Genomic DNA, 12,800 nt, shown 5'->3' with positions numbered 1-12,800 from the left:
GGGTTCGTCTAATCTGATTTGATAAACTACACGGCGTTTTATGTAATCACAAGGTGTCGTGTAGTGCAGGTTGACTCGCTGTTCAAAGAGCTAAATTCATGTCTTAAAAAGGATCACTTCATCCTCAAAAAGCGCCTCCATGGTGCGAAAAAAATTACCGATCAAGAAAAGCAAAAGCAGGTAGTCGCAAAAGTAGCGGCTGCGATTGCAAAAAGCCAAGAATTAAAGGTAACAAGAAGTGCCAATATTCCAGCAGTAGAGTATCCTGAGCAACTACCCGTCAGCCAGAAAAAAGACGACATCAAAGCAGCCATTGCGAATAACCAGGTGGTTATTGTTGCCGGCGAAACAGGCTCGGGGAAGACCACGCAGCTGCCTAAGATTTGCTTAGAGCTTGGTCGAGGCGTGGATGGCTATATTGGTCATACACAACCAAGAAGACTAGCGGCAAGAAGCGTATCTACTCGTATCGCAGAGGAAATTGGCTGCGAGATGGGGCAAGAAGTTGGATTTAAAATTCGCTTCTCAGATCAAGTCTCTGACAATACATACGTAAAACTGATGACCGATGGTATTTTGCTCTCAGAGATTCAACAAGACAGATTCCTCAACCAGTACGACACAATCATCATTGATGAAGCGCACGAGCGTAGCCTGAATATTGATTTTATTCTGGGTTATTTAAAGCAGTTGTTGCCGAAGCGTCCAGATCTTAAAGTGATTATCACCTCAGCAACCATTGATCCTGAGCGTTTTTCCAAACATTTTAGTGACGCACCTATTATCGAGGTGTCAGGGCGAACTTATCCAGTAGAAGTGAGATATCGTCCAGTTGAAGATGTAGACTCAGAAAATGGCGAAGCAGAAAATGATCAGTTGCAGGGCATTTTTGATGCGGTTGATGAGCTTTGTGCCGAAGGACCTGGGGATATTTTGGTATTTATGAACGGTGAGCGTGAAATTCGTGACACCGCTGACGCGCTGGCAAAACGCAATTTAAAAGGCGTTGAGATTTTACCTTTGTATGCGCGCCTGTCTAATGCCGAACAAAATCGCATTTTTGCGCCCCATAGCCAACGGCGCATCGTATTGTCTACAAACGTTGCAGAAACGTCATTGACCGTACCAGGTATTCGCTATGTTATCGACCCGGGTACTGCGAGAATAAGCCGCTACAGTTATCGAACCAAAGTACAACGCTTACCGATTGAAGCGGTATCACAAGCCAGTGCAAACCAGCGTAAAGGTCGATGTGGCCGTGTGGCATCCGGTATTTGTATTCGTTTATATTCTGAAGACGACTTTTTAGGGCGCCCAGAGTTTACCGATCCTGAAATCCTAAGAACCAATTTAGCTTCGGTTATTTTGCAAATGCTCGCACTTGGACTTGGTGATATAAGTCAATTCCCATTTGTACAAGCGCCTGATAGCCGTAATATCAAAGATGGTATGTCGTTACTTGAAGAGCTGGAGGCGATAGTTCCTGCACAGCGCAGAGAAAAAGCCAAGCTCACAGAATCAGGTCGTAAACTAAGTCGCTTACCCATAGACCCAAGGCTTGCCAAGATGGTGATGTCAGGGGCACAAAACAACGCGCTTTGGGAAGCGATAGTGATCACCGCGGCACTGTCTATTCAAGACCCAAGAGAGCGTCCTCAAGATAAACGTGCAGCAGCTGACGAAAAACACAATCGCTTTGAGTGCGAACACTCTGATTTTGTTGCATATCTAAATCTATGGAATTACATCGAAGCGCAGCAGCAAGCACTGACGCGTAACCAGTTTCGAAAGCAATGCCAAAAAGACTTTTTGGCCTACATGCGTGTACGTGAATGGCAAGATATTGTTTACCAGCTGACTACGGTGTGTGAGGAGCTCGGCTTTAAAATAAATAGCAGTCCTGCAAGTGATGAGGCCGTCCATCAATCATTGCTAAGCGGTATGCTTAGCCATATTGGTGTGAAGGACGAAAAGCAAAAGCAAGTCTTTAAAGGCGCACGTAACAGCCAATTTCATATTTTCCCCGGTTCAACACTATTTAAGAAAAGCCCTAAGTGGTTGATGTCTGCTGAGCTTGTGGAAACCAGTAAACTTTATGCTCGGGTTAATGCCAAAATCGATGTAAATTGGATTGCGCCGCTCGCTAAGCATTTAGTTAATAGCAGCTATAGCGAACCGCATTGGGAGAAAAAGGCTGGAGCGGTTATCGCATTTGAACAGCAAACCTTATACGGCTTGATTATCGTTGGCCGCAAACGCACGGTGTATAGCGATATTGATCCCGTGGTTAGCCGAGAGATATTTATTCGCGAAGCGCTGGCAAACGGTCAACTTGGCCAAAGCGAAGGATTTTTAAGCGCAAACCAAAAATTGGTTGAAGAAGTGCAGGTGCTTGAAGATAAAGCAAGGCGTCGCGATATCCTAGTCGACGAAGAAGATGTGGTTGCGTTTTATAACGATCGAATTCCACAAGACGTAAATAATCGTGCTGCGTTTAGTAAATGGTGGCGTTCACAAAAGCAAAAAGACAAACGCTTTTTGCATATGACGCGCGATCTGTTAATGAAGCATGACGCCGAACATATCACGGATACTCATTACCCAGATACGTGGCAGCAAGGGAATTTGATCTTGCCTCTCAGTTATCACTTTGATCCAGGCCAAGCACTAGACGGCGTGGTGGTCAATATTCCTCTGGCACTATTAAACCAAGTTCAAGATGAAGGTTTTGATTGGCATATTCCTGCGCTCAGACATGAGCTGGTTTGTGGGCTTATTAAGTCACTGCCGAAGACCTTAAGACGTAATTTTGTGCCAGCACCAAATTATGCCGATGCTGTGCTTGCCGCCGTTGAGGTAATGCAAGGCTCATTTATAGAAGCGGTGGCCAACCGTTTACTCAGAATGACAGGTGTCAAAGTCGCCGAGTCAGATTGGGATGTTAGTTCACTTGAGCCGCACTTAAAAATGCAATTTCAGGTAGTTGATGACAAAGGTAAGGTGATAGCCCATGGCTTTGATTTATTGGCACTTAAAGCAAAGTTGCAAGGGCAAGTGACCGAGACGCTTTCGCAAGTGGCAGAGCAAGGGATCGAGCAAACGGATATTCAGCAGTGGGATTTTGGCGAGCTACCAGAACAATATACTAAAAAGCAGGGAAATTATGAGATTAAGGCTTTCCCAGCATTAGTCGATAAAAAACAAAGTGCGGCTATAGAACTGTTTGATAACGAAATAAAAGCCCAAGCGGCGCATCAAGCAGGATTGCGCCGTCTTGTGCTACTCAATGTTCCTTCGCCCGTCAAATACCTGCAACAGCACTTACCAAATAAGGCTAAGTTAGGATTATACTTTAACCCCTTTGGTAAAGTGCACGATTTAGTTGATGACTGTACGCAAGCTGGGGTTGATAAGTTGCTGCGTTCATTTGGCGAGATCAGAGATGACATCGCGTTTGAAAAAGCCAAAGAGCACATTCGAGCTGAGCTCGGTGACACTGTAGTTGAAATTGCGAAGCAAGTTGAGGCGGTGCTTAGTATTGCCCACAGTATTAACAAGCGTATGAAAGGCAGAGTGGATCTCACGATGATCACCGCGCACGGCGACATAAAATCTCAGTTATCCGGTCTTATCTTTAAAGGTTTTGTCACCGCTCATGGTGCTGACAAAATCTCTGATATTTTGCGCTACATGAAAGCGATTGAAAAAAGGCTTGAAAAACTTGCGGTAGATCCAAACAGAGATAGGCTGTGTGTACTAGAATTGGAAAAAGTTGCTGCGGCCTATCAAGACAAGTTGGCAAAAATCCCTTCTGGATTACCTGTACCAGAGTCGCTTATAGATATTTTTTGGATGCAACAGGAACTTCGCGTGTCTTTGTTTGCTCAAACATTAGGAACGGCTTATCCGATTTCGGCTAAACGCGTTCTGAATTCGATAAAAGAGTGCGAAATATAAACTTGCATTTTAGAGTACGACAGTTACTTTATTATATGAGGAAGTAAAGTTTTGGATTGTGAGAAGGAAGCGGCATTGAATATGTCCACACGAGAGAAAAGGAAAAATGCACCGCATCTGCTAGTGGTTGACGACGAGTATTTTAACTATGAAATGCTTGAAATGGCACTGTCAGGGGCGTTTGAGCTGAGCTATGCAAACTCGGGTACGAGTTGCTTGTCTAATGCAATTGCTGATCCTCCAGATGCTATTTTGCTTGATGTGTGTATGCCGGGTCTTGACGGTTACGACACCTGTCGAATGTTGAAAAATACACCAGAGACGAAGGACATTCCGGTATTAATGGTATCTGGTTTAGAGTCCGAAAAAGAACAAAAAGCGGGATTCGATGCAGGCTGTGATGCTTATGTGGTTAAGCCATTCTCAATGCAATCGCTATTAGAAAAAATAAAATCAATGGTGTAGGAGCATTATATGATCAATGAAGATAAACGCCGTTTTATGCGTATGTCGGTGGATGCAGTAGCAAAATTAACCGAGCTTGAGTCGGGTAAAGTGCATCAAGGAGTTTGTCACGATTTAAGCGCTACAGGATTGTCGGTGACAGTGAGCGAACCAATCGAAGCAAATTCAACCGTTGACATTTTCATTGATTCCAGTGGCGATATGATCCAGCCACTTAGTGCTCATGCAACCGTGATCCGCTGTAGTCAAGAGCAGGATGAGCAGTGGGTTGTAGGGCTTGAAATCACCAAGTTTAATTAGATTAACTAAGCTATAAAGGTGGTATTGAAGTGTTCTTCTATACCACCGTAAAAAATTGTTAAATCAATAGACCTTACAAATAAGACCTTTCAGGTAAAAGCCTTCTGGATAATTGCCCGCAATAGGGTGGTCGGCTGCTTGATTTAGCCTTTCCATGATCAACAATTCCTTACCGGCATCGAGCGCAGCGTCTGCAACGACTTTCTGAAACAGGTTTTGTTCCATAAGGCCAGAACACGAGAAGGTGAGTAACGTGCCACCAGGCTTTAATATCTGCATGGCAATCATATTGATATCTTTATAGCCACGACAAGCACCGTTAAGCTGCGCCTTACTTTCTGCAAACTTTGGTGGATCCATCACGATAGTATCGAATTGACGGCCCTCATCACGATATTGTCTAAGTAGTTTGAACACGTCTTGCTTAACAAACTCAGCTTTCGATAAGTCTAGTTCATTATGTTCTACATTGCGTTTAGCTGTGTCGAGTGCTGGCTGCGATACGTCAACGTTGATTACTTTACTACAGCCACCGCGCAGTGCATAAAGGCCAAATGTACCGGTGTAGCAGAAGCAGTTAAGCACTTCCTTGTCTTTTACAAAGCGTTCTAACGCGGCTCGGCTGTTGCGTTGATCTAGATAAAAGCCAGTTTTATGGCCGCCGATGATATCGACTTCAATCTTTAAACCATTTTCGCTAATAAGGACAGGTGCGGTTGGCGCGTCGCCAGCAAGCGGTCCGGTAATTTTATCAAGGCCTTCTTTTTTGCGTACATCAACATCTGAGCGCTCGTAAACATGACAATCAGGAAATAGTGATTGCAATGCCATTACTATTTCACCCTTGTGGCGCTCGGCACCAGCGCTTAGCAACTGACAAACCAAGTAGTTATCAAACTTGTCAATTGTTACTCCTGGCAGACCATCTGACTCTGCGGCACACAATCTAAAGCCAGTTAAACCACCTTCAGCGATAACATATTCTCTGGCCGCTAGTGCTCGTGCGAGTTTTAGCTCAAAGAACGCTTGGTCGATATGTTGTGATTCATCAAATGTCCAAATTCTGGCTCTGATCTGAGAGTCTGGGCTGTAAGCGGCTGTCGCGAGGTATTTACCCTCATTGCTGTAAATCTTGACGGTATCGCCAAGGGCTGGCTTACCTTTTACTTTTTTAATGGCTTTTGAGAAAACCCAAGGGTGTTTTCTGTTAAGGGATTTTTCTCTGCCTGGTTGCAGATATAGCGCGCAAGTCATATATTTTCTCTAATCTTTCCTGATAGCTGCCATTTTAGTGAAGGGTGTGGCAACATACAATCAGTAATGCCTTTCACGCCAAATTTGTGTGGGCTTATTTGTCGGATATTAATAAAAGTTGAGCTTAATGACGTTAAAAATGCATGAATTAGAAAAAGCATGTGAAGAGTTTATGCTGTCGACTCCATGTGCAGATACCGCCCATGATTTGTCTCATATCAAGCGTGTAGTTAAAGTCGCAAAGTCACTTTGCGAAGCTGAGGGTGCGGATCCTGCTGTGGTGATCCCAGCCGCTTGGTTACATGATTGTGTTGCCGTAGCAAAAAATCATCCAGATAGGCCGCTGGCGTCTAAATTAGCTGCAGATAAGGCGGTTGCCTTCCTAACAGAGTTGAAGTACGACACGGATAAACTTGAGGCGATTCACCACGCCATTGTTGCACACAGCTTTAGCGCCGGTGTTACACCCACGACATTAGAAGCCAAAATAGTCCAAGATGCAGACAGAATGGATGCGTTAGGGGCGATAGGTGTTAGCCGCTGTATGAAAGTAGGTGGGGCGATAGCGCGTAATCTCTACAATGTAGAAGACCCTTTTTGTGAGCATAGAAAAGCTGACGATACCAAATATACCTTAGATCATTTCTTCATTAAGCTGCTGCATATTAAAGATAACATGCATACCACCGCAGCCCGAGAGCAGGCTCAAGCTCGCACCCAATATATGCTGGATTTTTTAGAACAACTGAAATCAGAAATCGCGGATTAAAAATGACGAGATGAGTATCACCTCGTCATTTGCTTCACAAATACCACCACGAATAGCGCTAATGAAAAGCTGCCGGTAAAAGCCTCAACGGCTGCGATCAGTCGTGAGATCCCCACTGGCGTAATATCCCCGTAACCTAAGGTTGTGAAGGTAACAACACTAAAGTAAAAGCTGTTCAGCAGTGCCATGACGTTTTCAGATACACTGTTGTCTAAGTCCAGTTGCATTATCTGATCTTGAAACGAAACACCAAATAGAAAATAGCAAAATGCACAGGTAATTATCATACCTAGACTGAAGCGAATGACATTTTCCGGTTTTTCTCCATACCCACATAATAAGTCGACAAAGCTGGAAATTAGGTGACGTTTTGAAAATCGTGGATACTGGGCATGTCGCATGCGTAGCTCTTTGTATGTAAAGCGCCCAACCATTTCAAATAGTCCTTGGTTTTCCGCACCCTTACGCAGTAAACGATAGATCTCTTCGGATTGTAGAAACAAGTCCTCAGCGTCTTCTTTGGCTCGGTTTCTACGAGCTTCAAAAGCTTGCTGCTCTTGCAGTAATTGCTCGCCGAGTTCCATATTATCGATACGGGTGTTTTCAAGCTTTATGCCGAGCAAATTGGTGCTTTCTAAATTACAGCAGTGCAGACTGGCTTCTCTCAAATCGGCCTTCATTAGCGACGCATGCTTAATGGTATTATTAAACAGGTGCGCCCCTTTCAAATTGGCACGATAAAAGTTGCTATAAGACAGATCATAGCCATGGTGATTTTCAAAGTTAACAAGATTGAGCCCTTCTAAATTGGCCCGCTTCAACTCTAAGCCTTGCAGCAAACCACCGCGCTTGGCGTAGCGTTCAAGCTTTTGGCTTAGCTCCAAGCCACCTTTATCGAATTTATTGTCATGCCAAAAGCAGTAACCTGAGCCCATATCGATTTCACTGCATTTTTTTCCCTCAGGTGATACATATTGGCAAATGGGTTTATCAGCCATAGCTTGCCTAAATCAAAATGCCTTTTTCATTAAGCGTAGCAGCAAAAATAATAAATACGGTGATTTAACGAAAAAATCTTTCTAATTTATAGAGTGTTAGAAACCACACTATTGATGAGTTTATTGCCATCGTTGGTCAAATTCATTATCTTGCATGGCGTTTGCAGTGACTCTGACAAGTTGCTCATACTATAATGCATGCTTTAGTGACTAAGAATTTGTTACCTTGCAATATCAATTAAAGAAAAGCCGAAAGCGTAAGAGCGTTGCGATAAAAATCAAAGCTGGCCAAGTCTTTGTGTATGCACCAGAGCAAATCTGCGAGCGCTGGTTACATACTTGGGTGGAAAGCAAATCCGGTTGGATAAAATCAAAGCTTGCTCTAAAAATCATACCTGAGAGCCCTCGGCCACTGGAAACAGGAATTGTGCAAGTATTTGGCGAGACCTTTATCATTCAAAGGGGCGAAAGTACGACCTCTGTAATTGATTTTGATAACAAAAGGGTGTTACTTAAGGCTGTCAAAAATGAATGGCGTGAATTAGTTGCGCTGTTAAGCGAAACGCTAAATGACTATGTAGACATGGCTATTGCGCGATATCAACCTGATATTCAAGCTCGCTTTGATACGCTAAAGATACGCGTTTATAAAAGCCGCTGGGGCAGTTTTTCATCTAAAGGCGTGCTTGCGTTTAATACGCTTTTGATTGGTGCGCCTAAGTGGGTAATCGATTATGTGGTAGTGCATGAACTTTGCCATTTTCATGTCATGGCACACAATAGCGCATTTTGGCATTTGGTAACAAAGCACTATGGCCACGACCATAAAATGGCTCGGCGTTATTTACGTGACCACGGTCGTGACTTGATGATTGAGCATTAGCATAGTGCCCTGTTTATGCCTATTATTTGCCGGGCCTCGCTTTTGCCGCGCGTTTTAACAACTTTTGAAATGTCGGGCATTCAAAATGGCTTGGCGCAGGGCATTTTGCAGCGTGATAGAGGCCATCTCGCATTGCAGTTAAATGCTTTATGGTTTCATTTAATTCATCCGCTTTGGATTGTAACTTCACCCTATCAATATCCGCTTTACCCTCGGGGGTAAACATGTCCGCTATTTCATCTAATGAAAAGCCTGCGTTTCTTCCAAGGGTAATAAGCGCTAGACGTTCAAGTATCGACGGAGGGAAAACACGTTTGAGCCCTTGTCGACCAATCGATCGGATCAGCCCTTTTTCTTCATAATATCTAAGCGTGGATGCGGGTAAACCTGACTTCTTTGCAACTTCACTGATATCCATTCTTGCCCTTGACTTAAAGTTAACTTGAACTAATAGGATAGCGGCTATCAGTAAAAAAGAGGAGTAAAAATAGTGGAAAACCTATATTCGATGTTAATGCCTGCAGTTGCTATTGGCGTAGGTGCAACGCTCGTTATGGATTTGTGGGCATTTATGCTCAGTCGCTTATTTGCCATAAAGGGCTTAGATTATGCGTTGGTTGGTAGGTGGATTGGGCACTTGTGTCAAGGAAAACTCACGCATCAAGGTATCGGGCGTAGTAAACCAATATTTGGTGAACGTGTCATTGGCTGGGGCGTGCATTATCTCATTGGGATTGTATTCGCCTTGGTGTTACTACTGAGCGTGGGCAAGCCTTGGTTGACTGAGCCTAGCCTTTTGACTGCGTTAGTTTTTGGCTTAATAACGTGTGTGTTTCCATTTTTTATTATGCAACCCTGCTTTGGTGCAGGGATCGCAGCATCTAAATTACCAGAGCCGAATAAGGCAAGGGTAAAAAGTATGACAACACATTTGATTTTTGGCTTTGGATTGTTTTTAAGCTCGTTTATATATGTAAGCTTGTTGTGAGATAACACAATAAAAGGTGGTGGAGGGAGCTGGATTCGAACCAGCGAAGGCTGAGCCGTCAGATTTACAGTCTGATCCCTTTGGCCGCTCGGGAACCCCTCCATCATTTGGAGCGTTTACTTTAAAAGTGGTGGAGGGAGCTGGATTCGAACCAGCGAAGGCTGAGCCGTCAGATTTACAGTCTGATCCCTTTGGCCGCTCGGGAACCCCTCCATACATTTTAAAGCGTTACAATTTGAAAGTGGTGGAGGGAGCTGGATTCGAACCAGCGAAGGCTGAGCCGTCAGATTTACAGTCTGATCCCTTTGGCCGCTCGGGAACCCCTCCGAAATTGTAACTGTTGTTTATGGTGGAGGGAGCTGGATTCGAACCAGCGAAGGCTGAGCCGTCAGATTTACAGTCTGATCCCTTTGGCCGCTCGGGAACCCCTCCTAAACAACGGCGGTGATAATAACAAAGTTTTTTTCGAAGTAAAGAAAACTACTAAAGTTTTTCGGAAAAAGGCCGATAAATTCATAATTAGCAAAATAATCGGTTGGAATACATGCAAATTGATGGCGTTTTAATCAGTGAGTCGCAATTAGGGTCCGCATTGAACATTAGTGTTCATCAGACGCGCTCTGCCGATTTTGCCATGCTGTTATCTATGCTATCAACTGATGCATTAGATTTTAGCCAATTTCACCTACCAAAATCTGAAGCTGCTGCAAAAGATAACTCAGAAGAAACACTAAAGAAGCAATTTGAAATAGGTCCACAAAAGCCGCTTGCGCCAAAAGAGTACAATATGCTTATTGGTCAGCATAACGCGCAGCTGGTATCTATGGGGGCGATGGCAACCTTGCGATTGCAAGAAAATTTAAATCCAGAACCTTTTGCCGCACGAAATGATAAAAAGCATATTCCACTCGACGTTGTAGAAAATTTGGAACCAGCGGTTAAAAGGCGTTTGGCGAGCGCGCAAGGTAAACTGGCCTTAGTTGCTGATAAGGCAATGGATGCGGCTGGTTTTTATGATCAAATTGCAACGGGTGATATGCAGAGTATGTTACGCGCGACGGCGTAACAACATTAGCTGCTTTTGCTCCTTCAAAATTGAGCAAATTTAAGACAAACTGGTATTAAACTTGTCATTTTACAGCTCTTTGCTTCGTTACTAGACTGACATAAAACGCTATGCTTATCGTGCTTCATGTCTAATACCAATTGAATTAATTCTCTAATCAATTTGAAGGGTGAAATAGCATATTAGCTTCGTTAAAAATTTCTCATTTAGAACAACTAAATAGCAAAATTTTTGCCTTGCTACTAAAGCTATTGCCTTGCTACTAAAGCTATTTCCCCGCTTCAAGATAGATCATTTACTTAATACAACTGGTATAAGCTAAACGGCCTTTAATCATCCTTAGCTCGTTTCAAGCCTTTTTTATTGCTTTGTATCTAATCTCTAGTTCAGACTATTTTAGCTACCGTGGCACTTTTTATACTTTTTATCACTGCCGCACGGACAGAGGTCATTTCTGCCTATCTTGGTTGTAGGCGTATCGTACAATTCACCATCTAAGTAATACCATCTGCCTGCTTCGGTAATAAAATTTGACCGCTCATGGAGTATATAGTGTGTGTTTTCTGCGATATAGTGCGCCTTAAACTCAACAACCCCCTGAGTAGCTTCTGCTACTTCTTCTAGCACTTCCAATTTTATAAAGTGTGCATAATTAGCAAATGCAGCAATATCGTCGATATTGTTTTGTGCTTGTTTAGCCTGGGCGTAGGTGTCATGAATATACTTTGCATCTTTTAAGCAGTATGCAGTATAGCGAGAGCGCATTAGTATTTGTGGACGTTCTGCGAATTTTTGTCCCTTAAGGTACGGCTCACAACATTGCGAATAGGGAAGGGATGAATTGCAATAACAAGACATAAAAACTTCAGTTTTAACAAATTTATATCCTGTTATTGTAGCTTGTTAAGCGCTTTGAAAACAGTGGATCGCAACGTCAGATACCGGCAGTTCCATTTTGTTGATAGTTTGCACTGATGCAATATCAGTCCAAATCACCACTGCAGCGAAATTACCATTGCTGATAGCACTTTTAAGTACATACTCAAGGTCGTATATGTGCTTTTGCCTAATGACGAGCAACTTACTTGCATCAACTGAAGCGCTTTCTAGTAGTGACTTGTTTGGTACATTATCGGGTGCAACGAGTAGCGTCCAGCCTTGTTTATGCTGACATTTATGTAAAACTTTAAGTAACTCTAAGCTAGCGACGATCTCATCTTCAACTATCACATTATTGATTTCGTTAAGTGTGTAATAAGTTGAATTGTTTGGCTGTAGAAGTGCATTGCTGTGTAACATAATTGTCTCACTGGTTATCTATACAGTATGTGTATACAGTAGTTTATACAGTGTGTGAATGCAAGGAAAATTGCTAGCTTTTTAATCAATATTCAAGCTTAATTTTTATTTAGTTTAAATTTTCAATATAAAACAAGTGGTTGTGATTTTTTTGAAATGAGAGCTTAATTGACGAAAGTTCAGTATGAGTAAAGCAAGGAAGTTTTCTCAGCTGCGATACAGTAGTTTTCCTACTGTATCATTTTGATCGTCGCAGAGGGAAAGCGTACGTTTACTTAAGAGAGGCTTAGCTACGCCTAGCCTACGTTTTTTTGGAGAGTCAAATTTAATTTACTGGCTAATATGCTGTAGTTGATGAATTTGCTCGTAAAGTGTTGCAGCATAGCACTGTGCATCTCTAAAGCGCTTAGTTGTAAGGAAGCGGCGTACATCTAGTAGTACCTGTTCGGCGCCTTTGTGCCCTTGGCTGCTGGCCAAACTTAACCAAGCGGCTGCATGAAAGGGGCTGGGTGGCACTCCTTGACCTTTCATAAACAACAAACCTAAAAAGAACTGTGCCTTCAAATCACCAGACATCGCCGCCAGTCTTAGCCATTTTGCCGCAAGCGGAAAAGATTTTTCTTTTAGGTAATAGAGGCCTTTTTTCAAAGCTTGGGTATTGTCGTGAAGATCTGGGAATTTTGCGTCCGCTTTTAATGGCGACGTTACAAATTCAAGCACATTCAGCAGCTGCTGTTCTAAGTCATGGTTTGCTGAGTTGTCGGTGCTATTTTGATCCATATCTTTATTCGCAATAATGTTGATAAGCAGAGTGTAGCTGA

At 43.1% G+C, this 12,800-nt stretch carries 13 protein-coding genes and 4 tRNA genes; 7 read left to right on the top strand and 10 right to left on the bottom strand.

All coding sequences use genetic code 11. The features are described 5' to 3' along the window. Positions 1 to 63 precede the first annotated feature (63 nt). The 3 genes from hrpA to DS891_RS22205 all read left to right on the top strand — a co-directional run bounded on the left by hrpA (position 64) and on the right by DS891_RS22205 (position 4,722). A complete protein-coding gene (gene hrpA / locus DS891_RS22215) occupies positions 64 to 3,957 on the top strand; it encodes an ATP-dependent RNA helicase HrpA (RefSeq protein ID WP_174170946.1) in 3,894 nt (1,297 codons plus the stop codon). Between the two features lie 81 nt (positions 3,958 to 4,038). Further along, positions 4,039 to 4,422, top strand: a complete 384-nt coding sequence (locus DS891_RS22210) for a PleD family two-component system response regulator (protein ID WP_010606518.1) — start codon at positions 4,039 to 4,041, stop codon at positions 4,420 to 4,422. A 9-nt stretch (positions 4,423 to 4,431) separates the two neighbouring features. Continuing rightward, positions 4,432 to 4,722 carry a PilZ domain-containing protein gene (locus tag DS891_RS22205; protein WP_010606519.1) on the top strand — a complete coding sequence of 97 codons (291 nt, stop codon included), beginning with the start codon at positions 4,432 to 4,434 and terminating at the stop codon, positions 4,720 to 4,722. A 63-nt stretch (positions 4,723 to 4,785) separates the two neighbouring features. On the opposite strand, the gene DS891_RS22200 is transcribed toward DS891_RS22205, so the two are convergent. Continuing rightward, a complete protein-coding gene (locus DS891_RS22200) occupies positions 4,786 to 5,976 on the bottom strand; it encodes a class I SAM-dependent methyltransferase (RefSeq protein WP_102056578.1) in 1,191 nt (396 codons plus the stop codon). Positions 5,977 to 6,103: 127 nt separating this feature from the next. Here DS891_RS22200 and DS891_RS22195 point away from each other — a divergent pair, with 127 nt between their 5' ends. After that, complete coding sequence (locus tag DS891_RS22195; RefSeq protein WP_045989065.1) at positions 6,104 to 6,745, top strand: HD domain-containing protein; 642 nt, start codon at positions 6,104 to 6,106, stop codon at positions 6,743 to 6,745. Positions 6,746 to 6,762: 17 nt separating this feature from the next. Here the strand turns inward: DS891_RS22195 and DS891_RS22190 are convergent, their stop codons facing one another. After that, entirely contained in the window at positions 6,763 to 7,743 is a 981-nt protein-coding gene (locus DS891_RS22190) for an ion channel (protein WP_010606522.1), read from the bottom strand. A gap of 226 nt (positions 7,744 to 7,969) precedes the next feature. Here DS891_RS22190 and DS891_RS22185 point away from each other — a divergent pair, with 226 nt between their 5' ends. Then, positions 7,970 to 8,626 (top strand): M48 family metallopeptidase, encoded by a 657-nt coding sequence (locus tag DS891_RS22185; RefSeq protein ID WP_174170945.1) that lies wholly within the window; start codon positions 7,970 to 7,972, stop codon positions 8,624 to 8,626. A 22-nt stretch (positions 8,627 to 8,648) separates the two neighbouring features. On the opposite strand, the gene DS891_RS22180 is transcribed toward DS891_RS22185, so the two are convergent. Next, positions 8,649 to 9,044, bottom strand: coding sequence for a helix-turn-helix domain-containing protein (locus DS891_RS22180; RefSeq protein WP_174170944.1), 396 nt, complete (start codon positions 9,042 to 9,044; stop codon positions 8,649 to 8,651). A gap of 72 nt (positions 9,045 to 9,116) precedes the next feature. On the opposite strand from DS891_RS22180, the gene DS891_RS22175 reads away from it, so the two are divergent. Further along, positions 9,117 to 9,614 carry a DUF2938 domain-containing protein gene (locus DS891_RS22175; RefSeq protein WP_010606525.1) on the top strand — a complete coding sequence of 166 codons (498 nt, stop codon included), beginning with the start codon at positions 9,117 to 9,119 and terminating at the stop codon, positions 9,612 to 9,614. Positions 9,615 to 9,631: 17 nt separating this feature from the next. On the opposite strand, the gene DS891_RS22170 is transcribed toward DS891_RS22175, so the two are convergent. The 4 genes from DS891_RS22170 to DS891_RS22155 all read right to left on the bottom strand — a co-directional run bounded on the left by DS891_RS22170 (position 9,632) and on the right by DS891_RS22155 (position 10,046). Continuing rightward, positions 9,632 to 9,716, bottom strand: a tRNA-Tyr gene (locus tag DS891_RS22170). Positions 9,717 to 9,742: 26 nt separating this feature from the next. Beyond that, positions 9,743 to 9,827: transfer RNA gene (locus tag DS891_RS22165), tRNA-Tyr, on the bottom strand. Positions 9,828 to 9,856: 29 nt separating this feature from the next. Next, positions 9,857 to 9,941 (bottom strand) — tRNA-Tyr (locus tag DS891_RS22160). Positions 9,942 to 9,961: 20 nt separating this feature from the next. After that, positions 9,962 to 10,046 (bottom strand) — tRNA-Tyr (locus DS891_RS22155). Positions 10,047 to 10,158: 112 nt separating this feature from the next. Between DS891_RS22155 and DS891_RS22150 the strand changes: the two genes are divergently transcribed. Continuing rightward, positions 10,159 to 10,680, top strand: coding sequence for a VC2046/SO_2500 family protein (locus DS891_RS22150; RefSeq protein ID WP_010606526.1), 522 nt, complete (start codon positions 10,159 to 10,161; stop codon positions 10,678 to 10,680). Positions 10,681 to 11,076: 396 nt separating this feature from the next. Here the strand turns inward: DS891_RS22150 and DS891_RS22145 are convergent, their stop codons facing one another. The 3 genes from DS891_RS22145 to DS891_RS22135 all read right to left on the bottom strand — a co-directional run bounded on the left by DS891_RS22145 (position 11,077) and on the right by DS891_RS22135 (position 12,759). Further along, positions 11,077 to 11,538: a YchJ family protein gene (locus tag DS891_RS22145; protein ID WP_174170943.1), complete on the bottom strand. Its 462-nt coding sequence runs from the start codon at positions 11,536 to 11,538 to the stop codon at positions 11,077 to 11,079. Between the two features lie 45 nt (positions 11,539 to 11,583). Next, positions 11,584 to 11,979 carry a SulA-like leucine-rich domain-containing protein gene (locus DS891_RS22140; RefSeq protein ID WP_017218896.1) on the bottom strand — a complete coding sequence of 132 codons (396 nt, stop codon included), beginning with the start codon at positions 11,977 to 11,979 and terminating at the stop codon, positions 11,584 to 11,586. 330 nt (positions 11,980 to 12,309) lie between these two features. Beyond that, on the bottom strand, positions 12,310 to 12,759 hold the full coding sequence (locus DS891_RS22135; RefSeq protein ID WP_010375560.1) for a tetratricopeptide repeat protein: 450 nt from the start codon (positions 12,757 to 12,759) through the stop codon (positions 12,310 to 12,312). Positions 12,760 to 12,800: the final 41 nt, after the last annotated feature.

It is taken from the genome of Pseudoalteromonas sp. JC28, assembly GCF_013319255.1.
Taxonomy (GTDB): Bacteria; Pseudomonadota; Gammaproteobacteria; order Enterobacterales; family Alteromonadaceae; genus Pseudoalteromonas.
Note: the sequence above shows the minus strand (reverse complement) of the source record. Positions and strands in the feature narration are given on the sequence as shown.